General features: G+C 40.2%; 26 protein-coding genes and 2 tRNA genes. 17 read left to right on the top strand and 11 right to left on the bottom strand.

Features of this window, described 5'->3' with window-relative positions:
* Positions 1–24: 24 nt before the first annotated feature.
* The gene (locus tag F909_RS18245; protein WP_005145375.1) at positions 25–1,389 is read right to left on the bottom strand and encodes an L-cystine transporter; all 1,365 of its coding nucleotides are present in this window, start codon (positions 1,387–1,389) and stop codon (positions 25–27) included.
* 356 nt (positions 1,390–1,745) lie between these two features.
* Positions 1,746–2,330: an anthranilate synthase component II gene (locus F909_RS18240; protein ID WP_005145378.1), complete on the bottom strand. Its 585-nt coding sequence runs from the start codon at positions 2,328–2,330 to the stop codon at positions 1,746–1,748.
* A 623-nt stretch (positions 2,331–2,953) separates the two neighbouring features.
* On the opposite strand from F909_RS18240, the gene glnA reads away from it, so the two are divergent.
* From glnA to F909_RS18215, 5 genes are all read left to right on the top strand, one after another.
* Positions 2,954–4,369, top strand: a complete 1,416-nt coding sequence (gene glnA / locus F909_RS18235; protein ID WP_171067252.1) for a type I glutamate--ammonia ligase — start codon at positions 2,954–2,956, stop codon at positions 4,367–4,369.
* Positions 4,370–4,760: 391 nt separating this feature from the next.
* Positions 4,761–5,252, top strand: a complete 492-nt coding sequence (locus F909_RS18230; protein WP_005145382.1) for a chorismate--pyruvate lyase family protein — start codon at positions 4,761–4,763, stop codon at positions 5,250–5,252.
* 15 nt (positions 5,253–5,267) lie between these two features.
* Positions 5,268–6,149 carry a 4-hydroxybenzoate octaprenyltransferase gene (gene ubiA, locus F909_RS18225; protein WP_005145384.1) on the top strand — a complete coding sequence of 294 codons (882 nt, stop codon included), beginning with the start codon at positions 5,268–5,270 and terminating at the stop codon, positions 6,147–6,149.
* A 109-nt stretch (positions 6,150–6,258) separates the two neighbouring features.
* Positions 6,259–7,704 (top strand): alpha/beta hydrolase, encoded by a 1,446-nt coding sequence (locus F909_RS18220; protein ID WP_005145386.1) that lies wholly within the window; start codon positions 6,259–6,261, stop codon positions 7,702–7,704.
* Between the two features lie 115 nt (positions 7,705–7,819).
* Positions 7,820–8,026: a hypothetical protein gene (locus F909_RS18215; RefSeq protein WP_005145387.1), complete on the top strand. Its 207-nt coding sequence runs from the start codon at positions 7,820–7,822 to the stop codon at positions 8,024–8,026.
* Between the two features lie 19 nt (positions 8,027–8,045).
* Here the strand turns inward: F909_RS18215 and F909_RS18210 are convergent, their stop codons facing one another.
* The 4 genes from F909_RS18210 to F909_RS18195 form a co-directional block, all read right to left on the bottom strand.
* Positions 8,046–8,486 carry a DUF2726 domain-containing protein gene (locus F909_RS18210; RefSeq protein ID WP_032877582.1) on the bottom strand — a complete coding sequence of 147 codons (441 nt, stop codon included), beginning with the start codon at positions 8,484–8,486 and terminating at the stop codon, positions 8,046–8,048.
* 58 nt (positions 8,487–8,544) lie between these two features.
* A tRNA-Asn gene (locus F909_RS18205) sits at positions 8,545–8,620 on the bottom strand.
* Between the two features lie 85 nt (positions 8,621–8,705).
* Entirely contained in the window at positions 8,706–9,014 is a 309-nt protein-coding gene (locus tag F909_RS18200; RefSeq protein ID WP_005145395.1) for a DUF8200 family protein, read from the bottom strand.
* Positions 9,015–9,194: 180 nt separating this feature from the next.
* A tRNA-Asn gene (locus tag F909_RS18195) sits at positions 9,195–9,270 on the bottom strand.
* A 236-nt stretch (positions 9,271–9,506) separates the two neighbouring features.
* Between F909_RS18195 and F909_RS0120090 the strand changes: the two genes are divergently transcribed.
* Complete coding sequence (locus tag F909_RS0120090; RefSeq protein WP_032877584.1) at positions 9,507–9,938, top strand: hypothetical protein; 432 nt, start codon at positions 9,507–9,509, stop codon at positions 9,936–9,938.
* A gap of 36 nt (positions 9,939–9,974) precedes the next feature.
* On the opposite strand, the gene F909_RS18190 is transcribed toward F909_RS0120090, so the two are convergent.
* Entirely contained in the window at positions 9,975–10,412 is a 438-nt protein-coding gene (locus F909_RS18190; protein WP_005145399.1) for a PaaI family thioesterase, read from the bottom strand.
* A gap of 182 nt (positions 10,413–10,594) precedes the next feature.
* On the opposite strand from F909_RS18190, the gene F909_RS18185 reads away from it, so the two are divergent.
* Positions 10,595–11,020 (top strand): GFA family protein, encoded by a 426-nt coding sequence (locus tag F909_RS18185; protein ID WP_005145401.1) that lies wholly within the window; start codon positions 10,595–10,597, stop codon positions 11,018–11,020.
* A 70-nt stretch (positions 11,021–11,090) separates the two neighbouring features.
* Here F909_RS18185 and F909_RS18180 read toward each other — a convergent pair whose 3' ends face one another.
* Complete coding sequence (locus tag F909_RS18180; protein ID WP_005145403.1) at positions 11,091–12,317, bottom strand: pyridoxal phosphate-dependent aminotransferase; 1,227 nt, start codon at positions 12,315–12,317, stop codon at positions 11,091–11,093.
* A 214-nt stretch (positions 12,318–12,531) separates the two neighbouring features.
* Here F909_RS18180 and F909_RS18175 point away from each other — a divergent pair, with 214 nt between their 5' ends.
* The gene (locus tag F909_RS18175; RefSeq protein ID WP_004652676.1) at positions 12,532–12,711 is read left to right on the top strand and encodes a hypothetical protein; all 180 of its coding nucleotides are present in this window, start codon (positions 12,532–12,534) and stop codon (positions 12,709–12,711) included.
* A 36-nt stretch (positions 12,712–12,747) separates the two neighbouring features.
* On the opposite strand, the gene F909_RS18170 is transcribed toward F909_RS18175, so the two are convergent.
* Positions 12,748–13,542: an A1S_2505 family phage non-structural protein gene (locus F909_RS18170; RefSeq protein ID WP_005145405.1), complete on the bottom strand. Its 795-nt coding sequence runs from the start codon at positions 13,540–13,542 to the stop codon at positions 12,748–12,750.
* 432 nt (positions 13,543–13,974) lie between these two features.
* On the opposite strand from F909_RS18170, the gene uvrB reads away from it, so the two are divergent.
* The 8 genes from uvrB (at position 13,975) to proB (ending at position 23,548) form a co-directional block, all read left to right on the top strand.
* Positions 13,975–15,999, top strand: coding sequence for an excinuclease ABC subunit UvrB (gene uvrB, locus F909_RS18165; RefSeq protein ID WP_005145406.1), 2,025 nt, complete (start codon positions 13,975–13,977; stop codon positions 15,997–15,999).
* Positions 16,000–16,119: 120 nt separating this feature from the next.
* Positions 16,120–16,704, top strand: a complete 585-nt coding sequence (locus F909_RS18160; RefSeq protein WP_005145407.1) for a lipocalin family protein — start codon at positions 16,120–16,122, stop codon at positions 16,702–16,704.
* 101 nt (positions 16,705–16,805) lie between these two features.
* Complete coding sequence (gene rarD, locus F909_RS18155; protein WP_005145408.1) at positions 16,806–17,747, top strand: EamA family transporter RarD; 942 nt, start codon at positions 16,806–16,808, stop codon at positions 17,745–17,747.
* A gap of 268 nt (positions 17,748–18,015) precedes the next feature.
* Positions 18,016–19,473: a glyceraldehyde-3-phosphate dehydrogenase gene (locus F909_RS18150; RefSeq protein WP_005145411.1), complete on the top strand. Its 1,458-nt coding sequence runs from the start codon at positions 18,016–18,018 to the stop codon at positions 19,471–19,473.
* Positions 19,474–19,610: 137 nt separating this feature from the next.
* Positions 19,611–20,354 (top strand): hypothetical protein, encoded by a 744-nt coding sequence (locus tag F909_RS18145; protein WP_005145412.1) that lies wholly within the window; start codon positions 19,611–19,613, stop codon positions 20,352–20,354.
* Positions 20,354–21,034, top strand: a complete 681-nt coding sequence (locus tag F909_RS18140) for a hypothetical protein (RefSeq protein ID WP_005145414.1) — start codon at positions 20,354–20,356, stop codon at positions 21,032–21,034. The genes F909_RS18145 and F909_RS18140 overlap by 1 nt, the downstream gene beginning before the upstream one ends.
* Before the next feature lie 147 nt (positions 21,035–21,181).
* Positions 21,182–22,399: an Obg family GTPase CgtA gene (gene cgtA, locus F909_RS18135; RefSeq protein ID WP_004808499.1), complete on the top strand. Its 1,218-nt coding sequence runs from the start codon at positions 21,182–21,184 to the stop codon at positions 22,397–22,399.
* A 15-nt stretch (positions 22,400–22,414) separates the two neighbouring features.
* Entirely contained in the window at positions 22,415–23,548 is a 1,134-nt protein-coding gene (gene proB / locus F909_RS18130; protein ID WP_005145416.1) for a glutamate 5-kinase, read from the top strand.
* Between the two features lie 26 nt (positions 23,549–23,574).
* Here proB and F909_RS18125 read toward each other — a convergent pair whose 3' ends face one another.
* Positions 23,575–24,249 carry an HAD-IB family hydrolase gene (locus F909_RS18125; protein WP_005145418.1) on the bottom strand — a complete coding sequence of 225 codons (675 nt, stop codon included), beginning with the start codon at positions 24,247–24,249 and terminating at the stop codon, positions 23,575–23,577.
* On the bottom strand, positions 24,216–25,424 hold the full coding sequence (locus F909_RS18120; RefSeq protein ID WP_005145420.1) for a DUF1615 family protein: 1,209 nt from the start codon (positions 25,422–25,424) through the stop codon (positions 24,216–24,218). Before F909_RS18120 ends, F909_RS18125 begins: the two co-directional genes overlap by 34 nt.
* Before the next feature lie 82 nt (positions 25,425–25,506).
* On the opposite strand from F909_RS18120, the gene dusB reads away from it, so the two are divergent.
* Positions 25,507–26,529, top strand: a complete 1,023-nt coding sequence (dusB, locus tag F909_RS18115; RefSeq protein WP_005145422.1) for a tRNA dihydrouridine synthase DusB — start codon at positions 25,507–25,509, stop codon at positions 26,527–26,529.
* The last annotated feature ends 16 nt before the right edge of the window (positions 26,530–26,545 follow it).

The raw sequence follows: 26,545 nt of genomic DNA on the forward strand, positions 1-26,545 counted from the left end.
TTGGCTTTTTTATTTTAATAGGGCTTAAGCATCATTATCTGGTTGCGGATTTCTGACACCGAGCAATTGACTGGTTGCAGTGCCTGCAGTCATCGAACCGTTAACGTTTAAAGCCGTACGGCCCATATCAATCAATGGCTCAATTGAAATCAGTAAGGCGACTAAAGTAATCGGTAAGCCCATTGCTGGGAGGACGATTAAAGCGGCGAAGGTTGCACCACCACCAACGCCAGCAACACCAATTGAACTAAGGGTCACGACGACAACCAACTGGGCAATCCATAATGGGTCAAGTGGATTAATGCCGACTGTTGGTGCAACCATCACGGCAAGCATCGCAGGGTATAAACCTGCACAACCATTTTGACCAATCGTCGCACCAAATGAAGCAGAGAAGCTGGCGATACCTTCAGGTACACCCAATTGTTTGGTTTGTGCTTCGATATTGAGTGGAATACTCGCGGCACTTGAACGACTGGTAAATGCGAAAGTTAAAACAGGAAAAACCTTCTTGAAAAAGTCGATTGGATTGACACGTACAAATAGCAAAATTAGTGCATGTACGAGGAACATAATCGCAAGGCCAAGATAAGATGCGACGAGGAATTCACCCAGCTTGACAATGTCGGCTACGTTTGCTGTTGCCACCATTTTAGTCATCAATGCCAATACACCATAAGGCGTAAATTGCATCACCAAGCGGACCAGACTAATCACCAATGCTTGTAGTGCTTCAATTCCATGTCTGATTCTTTCACCATTAACGGTGTCCTTATCCATCAGTTTTAAGGCTGCTACACCTAAAAACGCAGAGAAAATCACAACACTGATAATTGCAGTAGGGCGAACACCTGTTAAATCAGCAAATGGGTTTTGAGGGAATAGCGAAAGCAATAATTTGGGAACGTCTAAATCTGTTACTTGTCCAATGTACTGGCTTTGAATGGTCGCTAGGCGTGCTGCTTCTTTGGTACCTTGTACCAATCCTTCAGCGGTTAAGCCAAATAAGTTGGTAATCCCAGCACCGACAAGTGCCGCAATAGCCGTTGTGACGAGCAAGATACCGATCACGAGTACACTGATTTTTCCAAGAGAAGTGGTTTGGTGTAACTTCACCACTGCACTTAAAATTGAAATGAAAATCAGAGGCATGATCACCATTTGTAATAGTTGTACATAACCATTACCAACAAGGTTAATCCATGCAATTGAATGCTCAATAACAGGGTTGTCACCATAGATCGCTTTCAGTGCTAAACCAAAAAAGATACCTGCGATCATACCGATCAGAACTTTTTTGGAGAGACTCCAATCTTTACGATAGCTAAAAAACAATCCTGCCATGAGCAGGACGAAAACAATAATATTCAATAAAACCAAGGTATTCACAATAGGTTATCCTGATAAATCATTCAGGGGGGAATGCTAAGAACAATGACTTAGATTCTATCATCCAGCCGCCCTGAAACTTAATCATTCCTATGACTATAGTTAATCTAAAAAAGTAAAAAGCAATTCACGCTGCTAGAAAACACGTATTGAACTTACTTTTTATAACGTGTGAAAAGTGGATTAATTATTGAAAAAGAATGACTTGTTTTAAATGTATTTTTTCACTTTTATTTTAATGCTGTAAATTTATGCAGTATGTATGAGTTGTATATTGTTTTTATATGTTCAAAATAAAAACAGCCTATTCATAAAAAATAGGCTGTTTAAAGATGAAGTATGGTTAAGTCTTGAGATTAAGCATAAATATCTAAGAAGTTTTTGAAAATTTGATGGCCATGTTCACTTAAAATAGACTCAGGGTGGAATTGGACACCTTCCACAGGCAGTGTTTTATGTCTGACACCCATGATTTCTTCAATCGTACCATCTGTTTGATTGGTCCAGCAGGTGACTTCTAGGCATTCAGGCAAAGTTTCTTGTTCAATCACGAGTGAATGATAACGTGTCGCTGCAAAAGGCGAAGGCAAGTTGCTAAAAATTCCTTTGTCGCTATGGTGCATGTCGGATAGGCGACCATGCATCACTGTTTTAGCACGAATGATGTTGCCACCAAAGGCTTGACCAATTGCTTGATGGCCTAAACAGACACCCAATAACGGAATTTTGCCAGCAAAGTGATTGATGGCTGGAATTGAGATACCTGCTTCACTTGGGGAACAAGGGCCAGGACCAATGACCAGATATTTTGGCTGCCATCGTTCAATATCCTCTAATGTCACTTGATCATTACGAACAACTTTTACTTCTTGATTCAACTCGCCAAAGTATTGAACGATGTTGTAAGTAAATGAGTCATAATTGTCAATCATTAGAAGCATGATTATAACCTTTTGAAAAATATGCACTTAATTGTGCTATTGAATTCGATAAACTGATCTGAACGCTATACGATTTCATCTATCTTTAACAGGAGAAGGATTATTCTAGCGATAGCGGGAAATCATCATATCAAAACCGATCATTAATGTGGAAAGTTTTGAAACAAAGCGTGGGTTGGAATCAGCTCGATATTCTTGCTTTGAAATACCTGCTTAATTGAGAATAAATTTTTGTAATTGAAAGGCTTGGTAAAAAAACATGAAAGTGAATCTAAAGTCTAAATGAATTGATTGGAATGATCTTGAAAAGAATGATATAAAAAGCCAATTTATGCTAAGAATAATAGCGTAATTGGCACTACATTGGTTCTTTGTTATATGTATTGCACTATTTTGGTTCATTTTGTCTTTTTTAGGGACGCGCCAAAATAGGAATGTGTAAATATGGTGCGTTTTTGGATATAAGCATTATAGTAGACATAGGACATGGAGCTTAAAGCATTTTTTCTGCAAAGAATTTCAATGTTTTAGGTATGCTTTAAAATTGTTGGTATGATAATTGCTAATTAGATATCAACAACTAACACGCACTTAACAGGTGCATAGAAATTTCATTGGAGCAAATGAGCATGGCGAACAAGGTCCTTCAACTCATCAAAGAAAGTGGCGCAAAATGGGTCGATTTTCGCTTTACTGATACTAAGGGTAAAGAGCAGCACGTAACTTACCCAGCTGACACGATTGATGAAGATACATTTGAAGACGGTAAAATGTTTGATGGTTCTTCAATCGCTGGTTGGAAAGGCATCGAAGCGTCTGACATGATCTTACGTCCAGATGCTGAAACAGGTTTTCTTGACCCGTTCTTTGCTGAGCCTACAGTTGTTGTGACTTGTGACGTAATCGAGCCATCTACTGGTCAAGGTTACGAGCGTGACCCACGTTCGATTGCTCGTCGTGCTGAAGAATATTTAAAATCTACAGGTATCGGTGATACTGCATTCTTTGGTCCAGAACCAGAATTCTTCGTTTTTGACGAAGTAAAATGGGACATCGACATGTCTGGCGCGCGTCATACATTGATCGCTGAAGAAGCTGCATGGTCAACGGGTAAAGATTACGAAGCGGGTAACTCTGGTCACCGTCCACGTGTTAAAGGTGGTTACTTCCCAGTTCCTCCTGTTGATTCTTCACAAGATATGCGTGCTGAAATGTGTGCAAAAATCGAAGACATCATGGGTCCTGGTCGTGTAGAAGTACATCACCACGAAGTTGCATCTTGCCAATTAGAAATTGGTGTGAGCTTCAATACTTTAGTTCGCAAAGCGGACGAAGTTCAACAGTTCAAATATGCAGTTTGGAACGTTGCGCATCAATACGCTAAAACAGCAACATTTATGCCTAAACCAATGGTAGGTGATAACGGTTCTGGTATGCACGTTCACATGTCAATCTCTAAAGATGGCAAGAACTTGTTTGCTGGTGATGAATATGCTGGCTTATCAGAAATGGCATTATTCTTTATCGGTGGTGTGATCAAGCATGCTCGTGCATTGAATGCGATCACAAACCCTTCTACGAATTCGTACAAGCGTTTGGTTCCGCACTTCGAAGCACCAATTATGCTTGCTTACTCAGCGCGTAACCGTTCTGCATCTATCCGTATTCCTTACGTTTCTAGCCCTAAAGGCAAGCGTATCGAAGCACGTTTCCCAGATCCAATGATGAACCCGTACTTAGGTTTTGCGGCATTATTGATGGCGGGTATCGACGGTATCCAAAACAAGATTCACCCAGGTGAAGCTGCTGATAAGAACTTGTATGATCTTCCTCCTGAAGAAGAAGCGAAAATCCCAACAGTTGCTCACAGCTTGGATATGGCACTTGAAGCTCTTCAAAATGACCATGAGTTCCTGTTGAAAGGTGGTGTATTCACTAAAGAAATGCTTGATGCATATATCGAACTTAAAACTGAAGATGTACGTCGTCTTAACACGACAACTCACCCAGTTGAATTTGATATGTACTACAGCCTGTAATACATTCAATTCAAAAAAGCTCGCTTCGGCGAGCTTTTTTTATGTTTTTGATTCAATTGAAAGTCATACTCTTTTTTGAAAAAAATCATGTACACTCATAGGGGCTGCTGATACTTCACAGATGCTTGCGACAGAGGGCATTTTTTAGATGCTACAAGGCAGGTCGTATGAAATTTAGTGATTCTAAAAAAATACGAGCTAACGTAGTAACATCAAAAAATTTCCCTGTCCCGAAGGGTTATGGCTAAAACTCCCCCAAACTTCGTTATGAAACTTGACAAGGGTATCGCCATTGTCTACGTTCCATGCCTTGTCTGTGTGGTTTTAGCCTATAACGCAATGCATGGTTGAAGTATCAACAGACCCTAAAGATGTTTTTAGTGAGCCAAGCATGCCAAATTTACGACCAAACAGAATAAAGGGGAAAGAAATCCCGGTTGATTTAAAGAAATGGTTGTATGCATCTGGTTCGCTTACTCAACAATTAACCGATTTAGGTCTTGGTCAGTTCCATGTTGAGCGATTGAAAGAACATTATCAGCGTTTAACCTTTGCCGATAGTCAATGGATGCAGATGCCACCTCAGCATATTGGTTGGGTGCGTGAAACTTATCTTTATGGTAGTGAAGAGCAGGCATGGGTCAAAGCGAAAAGTATCTTTCCGATTCTGAGTATGCAAAAAAAAGCACGCTTGTTTCGGCATATCCGTAATAAGCCGATTGGCTGGTTTTTATTTCAAAGAACAAATCCCGCTTGCGAACGACGAGTGATTCATCTTGAAGAAGGGTGGACACGACAGAGTTGCTATACATGGCATGGATGTAAATTTATTGTGCAAGAAACATTTTTACCTGCATTTGAACAATTTATTCGACAGCATTGACTCTAAGGATTCATCATGGAAACAGTGCAACACACAACTTGGCGGCAGCGTTTAGAGGCCTATTACTATTTGTGCCGTTTCGATAAACCGATCGGCACAGAACTGGTTTTTTGGCCAACCATGTGGGCTTTATGGATTGCTGCGGGAGGATTACCTCCATTTCAGATCCTCATTGCGATGGTTTTGGGTACGATTTTTATGCGTGCAGCGGGTTGTGCAATTAATGATTTTGCAGATCGTAAAGTTGATGCGCATGTAGAGCGAACGAAAACCCGTCCATTGGCAACAGGCGTTATTCGTCCACGCGAAGCGGTTTATGTTTTTCTTGCATTAGTCGCAGCAAGTGCCTGCACTTTATTTTTCCTGCCGATTGCAACCTTTTATTGCGCGCTTGCTGGGTTGGTGTTGGCATTCATTTATCCATTCATGAAGCGCTATACGCATTTGCCACAAGTGGTTTTGGGTATGGCTTTTTCATGGGGAATTCCTATGTCTTTTACCGCAATGGGTAAGCCTTTAGATTTAACTTGCTGGCTTTTATATTTTGGTAATTTGGCGTGGACGGTTGCCTACGATACTCAATATGCAATTACAGATCGCGAATATGATTTGAAAATTGGAGTGAAATCTACGGCGATTTTATTTGGTCGTTACGATATACAGATTATTGGTTTACTCCAGATTTTAAGCTTACTCCTTATTGGTGGGGCCCTATATTTGGAAAATCTGTTATTGCCATTTGGATTGGCTGCATTGCTAATTGTTGCTGCTGATTTTGCCTATCAGGCGTTTAAAACCAAAGATCGTGATCCGCAAATTTGTTTCTGGGCATTCCGTCACAATCGCTGGGTTGGGCTGATTATTTTCATTGGAATTTTTTTAGAATTAATATTTTAAACTGACTGAATAGTTGAAAAGTGTTCTATGCAGAGCACTTTTTTTATGCCTTAATAATGTGGCATGTAGTTTCATGCTTAAAATAAAACAAGGACTAAAAGGATATTTTATGAAACGGTCTAAAATTGCGTTGGCAATGACATTCTCTATTTCTGCATTATTTTTAACCGCATGTAATGACAATGATGATGATTACACTGGGGTAAATACGGAAAAAACTTATCTGTCTGAAAGTAATTATGCGATTGATCAAGTTGATAATGCTTCATCTATTAAAGTCATGACCTATAACATGGCAAATGTCCAAGGAAAAACTGCAACGGCAACAGCGTTGGTATTGTTCCCGAAAGCAACTCAACCTAAGGATGGTTATCGAGTCGTGGTGTGGGAGCATGGAACTGTTGGGGTAGGTGATGGCTGTGCACCAAGTAAAAATGTGATTAATCCGCGTTTTAGAATTCTTGCTGATACGTTATTGGCAGCTGGGTATGTTGTCATAGCGCCAGACTATGAGGGCTTAGGTACACCAGGTGTTCATCCATATCTTAATTTGAGTAGTGAAGCAAAATCTGCACTTGCCGCGGTCAAGGCTGCAAAAGATCATTATGGCACTCAATTGAAAGGGGATTGGATGTCGATTGGTCAGTCACAAGGTGGACATGCTTCATTAGGCACAGCGGAGTTTGCAAATACAGATGCAAGCTATAAAGGCGCAGTGGCGGGTGCACCTGCATCAAGTTTGGGAACAATTATTCAGATTTATATTGATCCACAATTTAATCTTGATACGGATGGAAAGCCTAAAGTTGTAAATAAATTGGATGAGAGCTTACTACAAGTACGTTATGCAGTAGCGAATAACATACTCACACCAGCACAAGGCCAAGCAAAAATTGAGGAAATCGCAGATGGTTATGCGGAGTTGTTAGCATATGCAGCTTTAGCTAGTGCTGGGATTAAAGCACAGCAACCAAACTACGATTTAAAAACAATCTTTACCTCGGGAGCGGCTGATATTGCAGAATTAGCTCATGGGCGTACAGGGGATGATGGAGCATGTTTAAGTTATCCAGCACCAGATAGTGCAAATGGCTTGCAAGAAAAGTTTAAAGCCGGAATCTTAGCTTTCTTGGCTGATCCTACACATCAAATTGCACAGTACGGTATTGATCTGAATAAATTTAAGAATGATCAAGTTGTTAAAAACTTTTTAGCAGATACCCAGCCTGCAACCAATGCGACAGCAGCGAAAGTAATTAAAACGCCAGTGTTTATTATTCAGGGCGAAAAAGATCAAGCGGTATTACCTGTAGTAACACAGGGGTTATTTGCGAATATGAAAGCTAATGCTTTGAAGTTCTTCCCACAAGCAGCTTATGATAAAGGCTATAGTCTAACTATTGTTCCAAATGCAACGCATACACAAGCGATCATATGTAAAAATGCCCAAGCTTATGACTTTATCCAAGCCAATATGTCGGCTGGTACGGGTATTGTATTAACGGATGCGCAGAAGGATGCCAGTCAAAGCCCTCACTGTACTGGTAAATTCTAAGATTTATTTGCTTATTTAGAAGAAATTTTCTTTTAAAAAGAGTCTCTTTATAGGGACTCTTTTTTGTTATATTGTTGCACTGTTTAAAGCCATGCAATTTGAGTTTAGATCACTTATGAGCCAGCCGCCTGTTGAGAAAAAGTCAATCCCTTGGTTATTAATGAGTTTGGGATTGTTGATTCCAATTTTTATTGTCGGTATGGCCTTTGTTGCTGCCAAAAGTGATGCGCAAACCAAGAAAAAATATGATCAGCAACGCGCTGAAATGGCAAAGAAATTTGAACAGCAGAAAAATGCTGAACAATCGGCAAAGACGGAATAATCTTTCTTAAATTAGCTGACTATCGAAGATCCATCTGTAGCTGTTTTATAGATGGAATCTCCGTATAACGTTGTACTTGATAGCCTGCTTCTTGCAACATCTGATCGCGCTTTTTATCTTCTAATTCTTTACCTATATGGCTTGGGTCATCTAACTCAATAATCGCCAAAACATTCATCTGCTGATCTAAAACCACAAAGTCTGTCACCTTACGATTAAACTTACTGCGAATCTTGTAATGATCACTGGTAATCAATGCACTAAAGGCAACCTGCGCAAGCACATGGTGCTGTGGAAAGGCCTGTTGTAATCGTACAAACATTCTTGATTCAAATGATGTGATGACAGGTCGAGCAAAGAATTTTTGTTTGGGAAAGAAAGGGCGTATACAGCTAAAGAGTAATATAGCTGTACTAATAAAACCAATCGTTAGAAATAGGAAGTGATTTGATTCAAACATGTGTTTATCAAAGAGCAAATAAAAAACCCACTCAATTAAGAGTGGGTTTTTAGAATCTTGGCTCTCCCACCTGGGCTCGAACCAGGGACCTGCGGATTAACAGTCCGTCGCTCTACCGACTGAGCTATGGGAGAATCTGGAGCGAATTTTAGGGCTTAAATGTCAGTCCGTCAAGTAAAATTAGTATGAATAATAATCGCTTAACCAAAATGTTGAGTATTAACGTGCAACTTGATTACATTGTGCCAATTCAGTGGAGCGGGCATTCCAGATTGCACCTGCTGAGTTTTTATAATAACTAATCTTACCGATACGTAAGACGAGACTCTGACAAGAATCCAAGGAGAGCGCATTGCCCCAAGGGCCAGACATGCTACAGACATGACCATTACATTTCCAGACGACATTGGGACCATTCTCAATTGGTACAGTCACCGTGCCCTTATAAGAAGAACCAGCATACCAAGTGGTTTGGGCAGCCATTGCTGGACTGCAAAAGACGATTAAACAGAATAGAAGTTTTTTCATTATACGCTTTCCCTAATATTATAATTAAGGCTTATTTTATATTGAAATTATAGCGGCGATTGAAATTTATACGATATACAACATGAAATGAACAAAATAATAGCAATTATAAGTATAGATGTATTTTTTTGGCTAACAATAAAAAAAGCCCATATCATTGATATGGGCTTTTTATAATCTTGGCTCTCCCACCTGGGCTCGAACCAGGGACCTGCGGATTAACAGTCCGTCGCTCTACCGACTGAGCTATGGGAGAATCTGAGAGCCATTATAGGCAGCTTTTAAAATTGGTCAAGATAAAAGTGTCATGTTTCTTTCATTTTTGCATCGTATGCTTTTTATTTGCACAATTGCGATAAATTAGGAAAAATAACTTGAACTTTGAACAGGCTGTTGCTAGATTCGAATAAGAAAGAGCGTTTAGATATTGATCTAAACAGTGTGGATTTAACCCTACTTGCCAGCACTAAAATGGCTAAACTGGAGGTCGAAATGACTATTCTAAATATTCAATCTATTTTTTCAAATTTGCCTTTTTATCAAGAGCATTATCTCGAAATTATTCAAGATGCGGCGCAGTATTATACGCCCGTCGAAAATTCATTTATAAATACCTTTCCGTTTAAACAACAAGCCTTGTATCTGGGCGATTTATTGCAATTATGGTTTGGCAATAAGTGGAAAATTCAAACGGCTAAAGATCTACTCACACAAAAAAATACATCAACTGTTGATGAGCATGCCCCTTTATATTTATTTCAACTTGGTGGTGAATTATTTTTAGGCGCAAATACTGCTTTGGCTTGGTCTGTGGCAGAGCAAAAAATTGTCTCAGTACAAGTGAAAAGCATTTGGCAATACGCAGTATTCAGTCATTTGTGTATTCGACCAAAAAAGTTTCAAGCAACTCAAGCGATTGCATAGGGCTATAAGGAAATAGCCCATTTGCTTAATCTGTGCTTATGGGCGAATGATCATGCAGGTCGCGGTGGCATGGGCATAAAGCTTTCCATCAGCATCGATGATCTTGCCTTCAGAAATGCCAAGGTTTTTACTCATATTGATGATGCTACCCGTTGCAATGAGCTTTTGGTTTTTAGGAATAGGGCGGCACATTTTAATATTCAGATCGATAGTGCCATAACCTACACCTGCTTCTAGAAGTGTATGAACAGCGCACCCAGTGACTGAATCGAGTACAGTCGCAGCAAAACCACCATGTACACCGCCTAAGGGGTTAAGGTGACGTTGATCTGCTTGAACTTCAAATTTAATAAATCCTTCTGCAACTTCGACTGGCTGCATAGGGATGGTTTCACTAATACTGGCAGGTGGAATTTTTCCTTCACACATCGCAGTTAAAAGCTCAAGTCCGTTCATTTCTTTCGGGTGTTTCATGTTGTTTATCCTTTATAGTTCCAAAATAGAACTCGTATATAAAATAGACTTTGTGGTTGCGAGTGTCAAGTATCACTGCTGCTAAGCATCTGTTTTACAAATTGTTCGTTGCTAAAGATTTGGATTGTTTTATGCTATTTGAAAAATCATGCATAACAATTCTGGATAAAAGGTAAATGATAATGAACGGACAATGCGTTTGTGGTGAAACCACTTTTGAAGTTGAATTAAGCAATCATGATGTGCATGCCTGTCACTGTTCTATTTGTCGCCGACAGACCAGTGGTGTGATTATGACGATTGATGTCAAACAGGGAGGCTTAAAATTTTTAAAACAAGATCATCTTTCGGTATATAACTCATCAGCTTGGGGCGAACGTGGTTTTTGTAATGCCTGTGGAACCAATTTATTTTGGCGAACTAAAGACCAGAGTTATTGTAATATCAATGCATTTGCCTTGAATGAGGCACCAAAAGATCTGAATCTTGATTTGGAGATTTATATTGATTATAAACCTGAGTTTTATGCTTTTGAAAATTTGACCAAGAAAATGACCGAAGCTGAGGTGGTCGCACTATTTAGTGGAGAATCCCCAGAAGAGGGTTAAGCATTTTTGATTTATAAATAAAGAGATAAAAAAAGCTTCCATTTGGAAGCTTCTTTTACTGTAACTTAAATTATTGAGCAGCTTTTTCTGCTGCGATTGCAGCGTCTACGCCCTCAATTGAATCAGCCGCTTTTTTGATACGTGCTAAAGCATCTACTAAAACTTCGTCAGCAGTTGCGTAAGAAATACGCATGAAACCGCCTAGACCGAATGCATCACCAGGAACAACAGCAACGCCAGTTTCTTCAAGTAACCATTCAGAGAATTCTGTGCAAGATTTTAAGCCTTTGGCACGAATCAATGGACGGATGTTTGCATAGGCATAGAAAGCACCATCAGCAGGAAGACAAGAAATCCCTTTAATGTCGTTCAAACCACTCACAACGAGGTCATGACGACGTTTAAATGCTTCAATCATTGGCTCAAGTACATCTTGTGGGCCATTCAATGCTGCTTCAGCTGCAACTTGCGAAATCGATGTTGGGTTTGAAGTCGATTGTGACTGGATCTTTTTCATCGCACCAATGATTTTTGCAGGACCCGCTGCATAACCAATACGCCAGCCTGTCATTGCATAGGCTTTAGATACGCCATTTAAAACGATGGTGCGGTCATATAAGTCTGGTGCAACAGTCGCGATATTGTAGAACTCATCTTCCCAACGGATTGGTTCATACATGTCATCAGATGCAACAAAAACCTGTGGGTGACGACGTAAGACTTCAGCCAATGCTTCGAGCTCAGCTTTGGTGTAGATCATGCCTGTTGGGTTTGAAGGGCTGTTTAATACAACCAAACGTGTATTTGCTGTGATCGCTGCTTCTAACTGCTCTGGCGTGATTTTGAAGCGTTGTTCTTCACCACATTTTACGATAACAGGAGTACCTTCTGCAATGATCACCATATCTGGATAGCTGACCCAGAACGGCGCAGGGATGATCACTTCATCACCTTTGTTTAACAAAGCAAGAGCCAAGTTAAAGAAACTTTGCTTACCACCACAAGATACGAGAATCTGGTTGGCTTGATAATCTAAATTATTATCGCGTTTGAGTTTTGCAATAATTGCTTTTTTTAAGCTTGGAGTACCGTCTACCGCTGTATATTTGGTAAAGCCTTTATTAATCGCTTCAATTGCAGCATCTTTGATGTGTTGAGGGGTATCAAAGTCTGGTTCGCCTGCACCTAAACCAATCACGTTTTTACCTGCAGCTTTAAGCTCAGCAGCTTTGTTGGTTACTGCAAGTGTAGGGGACGGTTTGATGGCATTGACACGATCAGAGAGACGTACGTCCACGGCATTATTCCTTCTTATGGGATTAAAAAATAAAAAGCAGGTTATCTTAGCCTAAATCGCCTTCTTTGTGGCTGAAACTTGCCAGAATCGCATAAAAAGTTACTAAATTTTAAGCATTAGAATCATTGTGTTTTTTTACATATTTTATTTTTATCAAAAGCGCAAAAATCTATTACAATATGCGGCTAGAAATCTAGATTTCGAGAGAATTCCAATGAGTACCCAACAACCTAAAGCCAAAAAAGCTTTGGTGAAATTGCCTTTCCCTATGCCATCTGCTCAGGATGATGCTGAGGATGCAACGCATAATCAGGTTCGTCCAAAACCTGAACAATATGCTGATCGCACTTGGATGCCACCACGCGGTACACGTCGTTCGATGGGTAAGCGTTAATAAAAAAGCCAATCATTCGATTGGCTTTTTTATTGTTTAATGGCGGTTTAATGGATGCTGTATTTCTAATTCACCACGCCAAAGTTTAATAAAATCATACTCATCAATGTCATACAATTCCATTAAGGCAATAATTACACTGACAAAAATCATTGCACCTTCTTTATTGTCGTGGAAATTAAAAATCTTGCCGTTGAGCTTTCCGAGAATATCGCTGATTTCATGTTCACGCCCGCGTCCATAACGATCACGTGGATAAAGTTCTTCATTTAAAACCACTAGTGCAATGGCTTTTTCGGCTGCAGTTAAATTGGTTTTATCCAGTGCCTCTTCAAATGACTCATAACCATGATTGAAGTAGAAAATCACTTCATCATTAATAAAGGCATGTACCGCTGCGGCGGTTAAGTTGGGAAATTGTGAAACCGCATCTTCTTCAATATAGGGACGGAAAGATTCTGGAAAAATCACATTGGAATGGATGCCTTTGAATAATGGTGCGATTTCTGAGACTTTATAGCCTGCAATACCACAACCTAGAGCTGTCAAAAAGTATTTCATTTTTGCATGGTTTTTGGCGTAGATTTTAAAGTCATCGACATAATGCTCGATTTGGGACAGTGGCATTTGTTGTAAGTGTTCGTTCAGTGTTGGAATTGCGAAGGTTTGTCCTGCCCAACCACGACCAACACCTTTGACTGCTGCAAAGTGTTGTGCTGCAACACGGGCCGCACCGCTGTCATGTATACCTGCTAAATTACTACCAAAAACAAAGACCGTATCTTCTGGAAGTTCCGTTACGATTGTTTCATCGTGATATTGGTAAGCCATATTCTTATCATTGACATTGAGTATAAGTCCATGTTGCAGTTGATTACGTAGCGGGTCAAGTCTTGCTTAAGATTAATTTGTTCAAGACATGTTTTTGAGGGGCGATATTCCAATGATGATTAGATTCAAATATTGCTAAGCACTAAAATACAGATCATGTCATGCTTGGCAGAGTCTTTGGTATTTTGATGTGTTGTCTGGGAGTTATAGTTAACAATTGATGTAAAACTAGATTGAAATTTCATCCCATTCTGTTAAGTTTTTTAGGTTTATAAATATAAGTTGCGAGCTTTTTAAAGAGCAGGGCAATCCCTTGATTGGACCATATTGTAAATTGCATAACAATTCAAAGGTATCGTTAGACTTTAAAAAGCGGTTTGTTGCCCCCATTAGAAAGTGAAAATAGCCATCCAATCAGTTGAGTATCTCTGTATGAGCGAAAACCAACCTTTTGAATTAGTCACCAACTATCAACCTGCGGGAGATCAACCTCAGGCGATTGAAAAGTTGGTCAGCGGTATCGATCAAGGTTTTCGCAATCAATTGCTGCTCGGGGTTACTGGGTCAGGGAAAACCTATACCATGGCCAATGTGATTGCCCAAACGCAACGGCCAACGATTGTCATGGCACATAATAAAACACTTGCTGCACAGCTCTATGGTGAGTTCAAAGCCTTTTTCCCGAATAATGCAGTTGAGTATTTCGTTAGTTATTACGATTACTATCAGCCTGAAGCCTATGTGCCATCTTCAGATACATTTATTGAAAAAGACTCTGCCATCAATGACCATATTGATCAGATGCGTTTGTCCGCAACGCGTGCTTTATTAGAACGTCGTGATGCCATTATTGTGGCCTCGGTTTCTGCGATTTATGGTTTGGGTGATCCAAATGCCTATATGCAAATGTTATTGCATATCGTACAAGGCGATCGTGTCAGTCGTGATGAAATCATCCGCCGTCTAGTTGAAATGCAATATACCCGTAATGAACTAGAGTTTTTACGCGGTACTTATCGTATACGTGGTGAAATCATTGATATCTTCCCAGCGGAATCGGACAAAGATGCGATTCGCGTTGAGTTATTTGATGATGAAGTTGATTCGATTCGTTGGTTTGATCCGCTGACAGGGAAGCTGGTACGTAAAGTTCCTCGCGTGACCATCTATCCAAAAAGTCATTATGTGACGCCGAAAGACCATTTAACCCGTGCCATTGATACCATCAAAGATGAGTTAAAAGATCAACTGAAATTCTTCAAAGAGCATGACAAATTATTGGAGGCTCAGCGGATTGAACAGCGTACGCGTTATGATTTGGAAATGATGCAACAACTGGGCTATACCAACGGTATCGAAAACTATTCACGCCATCTTTCAGGTCGTAGCGCTGGAGCAGCACCGCCAACCTTATTTGATTATATTCCCGAAGATGCATTGTTGATTATTGATGAGTCACATGTGACCGTTCCGCAGATTGGTGCGATGTACAAAGGTGACCGTTCGCGTAAAGAAAACTTGGTCAATTATGGTTTCCGTTTGCCAAGTGCTTTAGATAACCGGCCGATGAAATTTGAAGAGTGGGAGCGGATTGTTCCAACTACGGTCTTTGTCAGTGCAACGCCTGCACATTATGAATTGGAAAAGTCAGAGCAAATCGTTGAGCAGGTGGTGCGTCCAACGGGTTTGATTGATCCTGAAATTGAAGTACGTCCAGTGTTAACACAGGTGGATGATGTGTTATCTGAAATCAATATTCGCAAGCAACTGAATGAGCGGGTACTGGTGACGACTTTGACCAAACGTATGGCTGAAGATTTAACCTCATATTTAAAAGAATATGGTGTGAAAGTTGCCTATCTGCATTCAGATATTGATACCGTCGAACGTGTGAAGATCATCCATGAATTACGTACAGGTGTCCATGATGTACTGGTCGGGATTAACTTGCTGCGTGAAGGTCTGGATATGCCGGAAGTGTCTTTGGTGGCAATCTTAGATGCAGATAAAGAAGGTTTCTTGCGTTCAGAGCGCTCATTAATTCAGACCATTGGCCGTGCTGCACGTAATGTGAAAGGTAAAGCGATTTTATATGCAGATCGTATTACCGACTCTATGCGTAAAGCAATGGATGAAACGGATCGTCGTCGTAACAAGCAAATTGAATTTAATGAATTACATGGGATTACACCACGTAGTGCGGTGCGCCAAGCGATTAAAGAAATCGATACTGGTGAAGTGCTGACTGATGATGAGATTGATGAAAAAGTGCTTGAGCAAGGGCAGGCGATTAGCGCGGATGAACAGCATTTGTTGTCTGATCCAAAACTGTTTGCCAAGCACATCAGCAAGCTTGAAAAAGAGATGTTGAAAGCGTCTAAAGAGCTTCAGTTTGAACAGGCAGCAAGATTGCGTGACGAGATCGTGCGCTTAAAAACACATATGCTGCAATCTTAATTAGACAGAGAAATCCTCACAAGGGATACATATCGCAACAGTTTTTGTTTATAAAGTAGGCTATTTTTAGTAGCTAACTATATGACTATTGATAACAAATTACTGTTTTGAGGATTTCTCATGCCCTTTATTCAAAATTTCCCGAAAGCGAGTTGGCGCCTTGCAAAGATTGCGATTGGTGGGGCCGTCTTAACAGGTTTGGCTGTTGGAACCATTGCTTATGCACAGGCAAAACCTTTACCGACAGTAGATAAAGTTGAACTCGATAAGTATTTGGGAGTTTGGTACGAAGTAGCGCGAAAACCGATGTTTTTTGAGCGTAAGTGCGCTTATAACGTCACTGCGACTTATACCTTAAATGAAAATGGCAATATTGTTGTTGATAACAAGTGTTATGACAGTGAAGGCAACGTACAGCAAAGTGTCGGTGAAGCCTTTGTTGCCAATGCACCATTTAACAGTAAATTACGTGTCAGCTTTCTACCAGAGGTCGTACGTTGGGTCCCTGTGATTCGTGGTGATTATTGGATTTTAAAGCTAGATAATGATTATCAAACCGTATTGGTTGGAGAGCCACGCCGAAAATACTTATGGGTACTTTCACGGATACCCAATCCGAGAAAAGAAATTATTCATGAATATCTAAATTATGCTAAATCATTGGGTTATGATATTGCGGATGTGATTTATCCTGAACATCACTAAATAAGATATACTTGTTTTAAAACCATGCTTGCATGGTTTTTTTATTTTCATATAGTGGATAAATCACATATTTTTAATTCTTTCAAATTTAGAGGTCCAAAGTGTTTAAAGGAATTGCTTATTCAGTTTTGGCTTCTGTGACTTTTGGGGTTCTGTACTTTTATACTCAATTGCTTGGTGCATTTGATAGTGAACAAACCTTTGGTTGGCGCATCATTGCGACATTGCCCGTTTTAACGCTATTTATGTGGTTTAGCGGTGATTTAATTCATATCAAACATATATTTAAAAGAATTCTGGCACAGCCCTCACTATTACTACTTTTAATCATTACCTCGGTGCTGACATCAACGCAGTTATGGCTGTTTTTGTGGGGACCTATGCATGGCCGAGGTTTGCAGGTTTCATTGGGCTATTTCTTATTGCCTTTGGTCTTAGTGCTGGCTGGAAGCGTTTTGTATGGTGAAAAGCTTTCAAAATTCCAGTACCTCGCTGTATTGCTCGCTGCTTTAGGGGTTGGACATGAAATATGGCGTTTAGGTAGTATTGCTTGGGAAACCGTCTTTGTTGCAGTCGGTTATGCAGCTTATTTTATTCTTCGTAAAAAGATTCAAACGGATAATTTAGGTGGGTTTTGGTGGGATTTATTATTGATTTTGCCCATTGCAATTTTCTTTGCTCAAACAGGGAATACGCCCTATCTCAAATTCTTAGAACATCCAAGCTTGGTATTGGTGGTGATCGGACTTGGGTTACTCAGCGCAATTGGCTTAGGCAGTTATATTCTTGCCAGCCGCTATCTTCCACTGATTATCTTTGGTTTGTTAGGGTATTTGGAACCTGTATTGCTGGCCTTGGTGTCTTTGCTACTTGGGGAAAAAATTGGAGCAGGTGAATGGTTAACCTATATCCCAATTTGGTTGGCAGTGTTGGTATTGGTGATTGAAGGTGCGGTGCATTTAGTACAGCAAAAGCAACGCAAACAGCATTTGCAACTTAATGTCAAAAAATATTCAAAACGGGTGGGGATAGATGAAAAATAGGATAAATCTGCGATTTACTTTTTCATGAAGCAAAAATTATCAATAAAACTGTTATAAGCATTGATTAAATTGAACATATTGTGATGAAGGAGAGTTTGTTTTACCAAAATTCACAAAAATAATTATAGGTATTTTATGAATTTATAGTCAATTAGGACAAAATCTTAGCGCGTTTAGCAGCTTTTGATTCAATCTTGATGATAATTCTATTACAATAATGGCGTTTTAAAAATTCACGCCCAGTATATATAAATTAGAGGACGTAACTGTGAGCAAAGAAACAATCGTTGCCCTACACGCAGAACACCAAGGTCGTTGGAAAAACCGTGAAGAAATCGCGGAACGTATGATTACCTTAATCGGTCAATTGTACCGTGAGAAAAATATTGTTGTTTCTGTTTACGGTCGTTCTTTAATCAACCGTTCAGTAATCCAAATTTTAAAAACACATCGCCGTACGCGTATGCTCGATGTTGAACTTTCAGTTGTAAATACCTTCCCAATTTTGGAAGCGTTAATGAAAGTTGAGAACATCGGTTCTGCTGAAGTTGATATCGGTAAACTTGCAGTTGAATTCAAAAATGCAGGCGGTGATGTTGACGCTTTTGTTGCAAATGCTGTTGCTTCAATTCAAGGTAAAGAGACTGCTGCTGCGCCTAAAGATGTTGTTCTTTACGGTTTTGGTCGTATCGGTCGTATCTTGGCTCGTTTAATCATCAGCCAATCTGGTTTAGGTCGTGGTTTAAGCCTTAAAGCAATCGTTGTTCGTAAATCATCGGATGGTGACTTGGCAAAACGTGCTTCATTATTACGTCGTGACTCTATTCACGGTACTTTTGATGGTACGATTTCTGTAGATGAAGAAAACGAAGCAATCATTGCAAATGGTCAGTTCATCAAAGTGATTTATGCGTCAAGCCCAAGCGAAGTGGACTACACTGCTTATGGTATTGAAAATGCACTTTTGATCGACAATACAGGTAAATGGCGTGATGCTGAAGGCCTAAGCCAACACTTGAAATGTGCAGGCGTTGCACGTGTTGTATTAACTGCACCAAGTAAAGGTGAGATGAAGAACGTTGTATTTGGTGTGAACAACACTGATATTTTAGATGAAGATAAAATCATCTCAGCTGCAAGCTGTACAACGAACGCAATTACACCTGTATTAAAAGTTTTAGATGACAAATACAAAGTATTGAATGGTCACGTTGAAACAGTTCACTCTTTCACAAATGACCAAAACTTGATTGATAACTACCATAAAGCTGATCGTCGTGGCCGTGCTGCAACGTTGAACATGGTGATTACAGAAACGGGTGCGGCTAAAGCAGTTGCTAAAGCTTTACCTGGCCTTAAAGGCAAGTTAACAGGTAACTCTGTACGTGTTCCAACACCAAACGTTTCGCTTGCAATCTTGAACTTAAACCTAGAAAAAGAAGTTGATCGTGAAGAAGTGAACGAATACATTCGTCAAATCTCGATCAGCTCTAGCTTACAAGGTCAGATTGGTTATACAAACTCGACTGAAGTTGTATCAAGTGACTTTATCGGTTCTCGTACAGCGGGTGTGTTTGATGCGCAAGCAACAATCACTTCAGGTACACGTTTAACCGCTTATGTTTGGTACGATAACGAAGTGGGTTATAGCTGCCAAGTATTGCGTATCGCAGAACAAATGTGTGGCGTAAGCTATACAAAAATTCCTGCTGAAACAAATGCATAATTTGTTTGTAGCACGATAAATAAAAAAGCCCAGTTTGACTGGGCTTTTTTATTGACTGTACAGAATATATGCTGAATAAAACATAAAAATCGATGAGAATGATGGAAAAGGGACATAATTAATCAAGGAATCATTCATTGTTGCAGTTTAGACGTTTATTTATCGTATTTGCTTTAATTGTGGTGGCCAATTTGTGTGGTGTGTATATCGCAATGTGGGTATTCAAGCATTTTAATATTTATATTCCGTTGAAGAATCAAGATGTCGCCATCGATTTACAAGAGCCTTTGCAGGTACGGGTAAAAGTCAAAGATGCTTTAAATGTTGATGTCAATGGACGTGTTGATGCAAAAATTCCAATCAATGAACAACTGAATGTTCCTTTAACTCAAACACTCACACCACGAGTTTATTTTGATAATGTGGTTCCGATTAGTACGACGATTCCAGTCAAGGAAACCATTAAAGTCAATCAAAGTTTGCCAATCGATACCAAAGTTCAGGTAAAGATTTTAGGTAAAGATGTGACGTTGCCTTTGAAGGGTTCGATTCCTCTACAGCTTGATGTTCCAATCGATATTCAAGTACCGTTACAGCAAAAAGTACATTTAAAATTTGATGCGCCTGTCCGTACTGTACTTAAGGAAAATTTAAATATTCCGTTGAAAGCGCAATTGAATGCCAATATTCCTATTCAAGGCAATTTGAATGTCCCGATTACTTCTGAACTCAATGCCACAGTGGATGTAAAAAATACGTTACCTGTCAAAATCGCGCAGGGTGAATTAAAGATTCCTTTATCAACCATGTATTTGGACCGTGTCAAAACTCAACCTGTAGAAGCTCCAGTCACTCAAAATGATGTAAAAGCAGGTGAGTAATGGAAATGCCAAAAACACTCAAAAGTTTTTTAATCAGTTTTGTGATTGTGACCACGTTGGTGGCGATTTTGTTTTGGTTCTATCTGAATATACAGGCTTCTTTGATCGTTTCAGCACAGCAGGCGGATATTCGTTTACCTGAGTCATTGGGTACCAAGATTCAGGTGGGTGATCATTTACGCGTAAAATCAGAAGGTCAACTGAATACGGTTTTGAACATTGATCGTAGCTTGCAATTGCCGTTAAAAGGTAAATATTTGGCCGATCTGAGTTTTGAAGTTGAAACCCCGATTACGGTGGATATCAATTATGAAACCATGCTGAAAGTGGATGAAGTCGTGCCGATTGAAACCAGCACAGATTTGATCTATCAAAATAAACTATTGCCTAAGTTTCCTTTGAGTCTGAATATTCCAGTGAAATTGGATATTCCTTTTCAACTGAAAAGAACCTATACCGTGCCAGTGAAAATTGTTTTTGATGGACCTGTGCATTTTGCGTTTGATGAGTCGGTAGATTTGCCAGTGAAGCATCAATTTAAACCAAGTTTTTATATGAATGATGCAATTAATATGAGTAAGATTTCTTCCTTTGATGCGGTCATGTATAACTCGGTGCAACAGACCAAAGCCAATTTAGATATGCAAATGGAACTGCCTTTGAAGAATGTGAGACCATAATCAGCTAAAAAAATCTCTATAGTTCGTTGACTTGGATAATGAAATTGAATAATAAGTTTAAAAAAATCAATTTGCTGATTTTTCTATTCGAGAATTTTCTTAAAATGTGGCAAAATAGTCCGCTTTTAAGAATTTGAGGATTGGCACATGCGCTTTGTTGATGAAGCAGTCATTATCGTAGAGGCTGGCGACGGTGGCAATGGCGTAGCCAGTTTTCGCCGTGAAAAATTTGTCCCTTTTGGTGGCCCAGATGGCGGAGATGGGGGACGTGGCGGAAGTGTATATATTCAAGCTGATGATGATACCAGCACACTGGTAGATTACCGTTATACGCGTCGCTATCGTGCAGAGCGTGGTAAAAATGGTTCGGGTGCGAACTGTTCTGGTCGTGGTGGCGAAGATGTTATTTTGAAAGTGCCAGTCGGTACAACCATTGTAGATACCGAATCGGGTGACATTATTGGTGACTTGGTCGCTGATGGTCAGCGTGTAAAAGTTGCCCATGGTGGTGATGGTGGTTTAGGTAATACTCACTTTAAATCATCAACCAACCGTTCGCCACGTAAGTGTACGCACGGTATCAAAGGTGAATATCGTGAAGTCCGTTTAGAGTTGAAAGTACTTGCAGATGTTGGCTTACTCGGTATGCCAAATGCAGGTAAGTCAACGTTCATTCGTGCAGTCAGCGCAGCAAAACCAAAAGTTGCAGATTATCCGTTTACCACGATGGTACCAAACCTCGGTGTGGTTGATGCGGATCGTCATCGCTCATTTGTAATGGCAGATATTCCAGGATTAATCGAAGGGGCTGCTGAAGGTGCTGGTCTAGGAATTCGTTTCCTTAAGCATTTGGCGCGTACGCGTATTCTTTTGCATATTGTGGATGTTCAACCAATTGATGGTTCTGACCCAGCACATAATGCAAGAGCGATTTTAGGTGAGTTAGAAAAATTCTCTCCGACATTGGCAAAACTGCCAGTGGTCTTGGTATTAAATAAACTGGATCAAATCGCAGAAGAATCAAGAGAAGAATGGTGTCAGCACATTCTTGATGAATTGCAGTGGAAAGGTCCTGTATTCAAAACTTCTGGTCTTATGTCGGAAGGAACCAAAGAAGTTGTGTATTACTTAATGGATCAAATCGAACAACAACGTGAGCGCGAAGTTGAAGATCCTGAGTATGCAGCAGAAGTGAAAGCATTCCGTGAACAGCTTGAAGCTGAGACACGTGAACAAACCATCGCAGCGAAAGAAGCATATCGTGCCATGCGTAAAGCACAGCGTGAAGCTGGTTTGGACGATGATGAAGACTTTGATGACGATGAAGACGAAGGCGATGTAGAAAGCGTCTACATTCGTGACTAGTAAACCGAGGGAAAAATGATAGAAGTGGTCGATGGGCAACGTCAGCTCAATGCGTGTAAACGAATCGTTGTTAAAATCGGATCATCTTTACTCACTGCAAATGGGCAAGGTCTAGATTTAAATGCAATTTCGCACTGGGCGAAACAAATTGCAGATCTACACAATGCTGGACATGAGATTATTCTGGTGTCTTCAGGTGCAGTTGCAGAAGGGATGGTACGCATGAAACTTGCGAGTCGACCCACTGATCTACCCAGTCTACAAGCTTGTGCTGCTATTGGCCAAATGGGTTTAATCCATACCTGGTCAAGCGTACTGGATCAACATGGTATCCAAACTGCACAAGTCTTACTCACGCATGATGATCTTGCTGATCGTCGTCGTTATCTCAACTCTTGTGATGCTTTGCAAAACTTGATTGATTGGCATGTTATTCCAGTCATCAATGAAAATGACACCGTATCAACTGATGAAATTCGCTTTGGTGATAACGATACTTTGGCAGCGATGGTTGCGGGTCAGGTACAAGCAGAATTACTGATTATCCTTACCGATCAGCAAGGGATGTTTGACTCAGATCCACGTAGCAATCCAAATGCAAAACTGTTCTCTGCTGTTCGAGCACTCGATGATCGTTTGTTTGAAATGGCTGGTGGTGGTGGTGTGCTTGGTCGTGGTGGCATGGTCACCAAGGTTCGTGCTGCGCGTTTAGCGGCAAAGTCAGGTTGTCCAACGTTGATTGCCAGTGGTGAAAGTGATAACGTGCTGGCTCGTCTAATGGCGGGTGAGATGTTGGGGACCTTATTTACTACTGACAATGATCGTGTCACAGCACATCAGCAATGGTTGGCTGCACATTTGCAAACTGCGGGTCGTTTAGTGATTGATGATGGCGCTGTTGAAGCGATTAAGCTCAAACATCGTAGTTTATTGCCTGTCGGAGTCAGAGCGATTGAAGGGCATTTTGATCGTGGTGATGTGGTTGAATGTGTTGATAAAAATGGTGGTCGTATTGCAGTAGGTCGTGTCAATTTTAGTTCACGTTCTGCCGAAATGATTAAAGGTTTATCATCAGAAAAAGTCTATCAAGTTCTCGGTGAAGCGCGATCGCTAGAGATGATCCATCGTGATCATATGGCAATCTACTAAATTGTTTTAAAATAAAAAAGCCCGCATTAAGCGGGCTTTTTTATGTCTGCTTGATTTAATTGTTTTAGCTCTAAGGTGGGAAGTGCTTTCTCTTCTCCCATCATATAAGGATGGTCTGCTAAAGAGAGCATTTCTAAATCCTCCTCACTATTCCCATAGGCATAAATCGTTTGATAATTTGCTAAATTGTAGGTTTGTAAAATGCGCAATTTCTTTTGCTCACAACTACAATCTTCTGAACTGTAGCGACCTGTTAAACGTCCATCTTTACTTTCAGTTTGGGTGCACAGTAATTCAATATTGAGAACCTCACAAATGGGAGCCAAATAAAGATCAACCGATGCCGATACCAGAACAATGTGATCACCACGTTGTTGATGCAGTTGAAGCTGTTGAAATAAATCTGGATCTAATTTTTTAATCAGTTTGTGTGCGTATTCTTGGGCCAGTTGCTCGACCACATCTACAGAAATGTCTTTAAACATACTTTGGAATAAACGTGGACGCATGGCATGTGCGGGGTAGAGGCGTAAATAATAGGCTTGAATCCAAGGCAGGATTTTCAAGCCTCTTTTGACAATATGGCGTTTTGATAAAGCAAAGAAAATAAATCCAGTGAAACTGTCTCTTGGATAAAGTGTTCCATCAAAATCAAATAAAGCAAGATTTAGAGTTTTATACGTTTCGCTCTTTGCATGCATGTTTCATATCGTCCATTAACGCGACTGGCAAACCAATTGGTATTATAGTCACGACTCAGTTTAGGGCCTGAAATAACGACTTCAGGCATAATTGCATAAATAGGCTCTTTATTGGTTTTATTTTGATACAACTTTTGAACGGCTAAATAAGTTTGTGTATCTTCGAACTTCTTCTCTTTTTCTTTCTTTAAGTCCGCACGAATTTGGCGTGGAGTAACTAAAATCTTATTGTTTGTAAATGCTGAGATCACTTCTTTTTCGGATTGGCTCAGTGCAGATTGTGGGTTTCCATCTTTATTGTAAAGTAATAAATCGCCATCCAAATCAAGGTCTTTACCTTGTATAACTTCAAGCATTTTTTGAAAAGCAGCATTACGACTCGAGAACATACCTGAGTTGTAATCAGCAAAACGATAGATGGCTTTGTCATAATCAGCAGAGTATTCCATCAAACGGTGAATGCCATAATACAAACCACCATATTGGGTATAGAGATCATCACGCAGTTCAGCAATATTGCCACTTTGACGCTTATGTTCTCTGGCATAATTGATATGCACTTGCATCGAACCCAAGGTAGTAATTGGATTCATTTTCTCGCCAATGTCTTGTCCCACCAGTTTTGCAGCACCTGTTAACGCACTGACATGATAATGCTTCGACATATAGTCAAAAATTTCACGGTAGAGCAGATCGAGTTCGCGTTCAGTTTTTACTTTGCGCATTTGGCTCATGTAGTTATTTTCTGGTGAAGGTTGGTTCTTGAGTACATCCTCAAAATAACCTGCCACTGTGCCGCCAATGGTTTCACCTAATTTAGCTTCAAATTTCTCATTGAGTCGGGTATTGATTTCCTGAACGGCTTTTTCACCCAAGCCGGGTACAGCAGGATCAGCAACAAAGTTAGACTCTTGATCGACCACCGCCACAATGCTGCATACATTTTGCTTGGTTTTGGGAATACTCAGTTGTTGCATGATATCAAAAATATCTTGCGACCAAGACTGTCGGTCATTCACCCGTGGTGGCAACACTTTTGTAATTTGCTCTGCCTTCATTTCAGGTTCTTTATTATTTGACCACCAAGCATTATCACCACAAGCTACTAAGCTTATGCTGATTGCCAATAGGCTAAATGTTTTGAATAGAGGACGAGTCGAAAACGATTGGTTCATAATGAAGACAACACCGCACAAAAAGATGAGCCGAACGGGCGAATGAAGTATACTATGTTGATCAGAAATTGTAAGAAAATATATGTATATTGGTTCATATCAACTGTCAAATAATTTGATCGTTGCCCCAATGGCAGGCGTCACCGATAGACCCTTCCGGACGCTATGTAAGTACTTTGGTGCAGGACATGCAGTCAGTGAAATGATGACCGCAGACAAGACACTCCGTATGAGCAAAAAGAGTCTCTATCGGGCTAATTTTGATGGTGAGCTTGCACCAATCTCTGCGCAAATTGCAGGTTCTGATCCTGAGCAATTGGCAGAGGCTGCGCGTTATCAGGTATCGAATGGTGCGCAGATTGTTGATATCAATATGGGTTGTCCAGCCAAAAAGGTGTGCAATAAGCTTGCTGGTTCGGCTTTACTGCAAGATGAAGATTTAGTCGCACGTATTCTCGATGCAGTGGTTACAGCTGTGGATGTGCCCGTGACATTGAAAACTCGATTGGGGTTTTTAAATGGTCATGAAAATATTTTGCGTGTAGCAAAACGTGCTGAAGAAGCGGGCATAGCTGCTTTGGCATTGCATGGGCGTACCCGTGAAGACATGTATTTGAACACTGCACGTTATGAGTTGATTAAACAGGTTAAAGAATTGATTGATATTCCATTGATTGCTAATGGTGATATCGATAGTCCTGAAAAAGCCAAATATGTGTTGGACTATACCGGCGCAGATGCCATTATGATTGGGCGTGCTGCCCAAGGCCGACCTTGGATATTCAGAGAAATTGCCCATTATTTAAAAACAGGTGAGCATCTTGCTGCGCCTGATATTGCTGAAGTCAAAGCAGTATTATTGGGACATTTGGCTGAGCTATATGATTTCTACGGTGAATACTCAGGTTGTCGTATTGCGCGTAAGCATATTGCGTGGTACACCAAGGGCTTGCGTTCAAGCAATGAGTTCCGTCAGAATATGTATAAAGTTGAAAGCACAGTGGATCAGGCTAAAGTAGTGGAATCGTATTTTGATCAGTTGCTAGATCAAGGCCTGCGAATGAGTGATGTACAAGTTGAACAAGTGAATTTATTGGATATTTAATAATTATTTTAATTGT

The organism is Acinetobacter sp. ANC 3929 (genome assembly GCF_000369405.1).
GTDB lineage: Bacteria > Pseudomonadota > Gammaproteobacteria > Pseudomonadales > Moraxellaceae > Acinetobacter.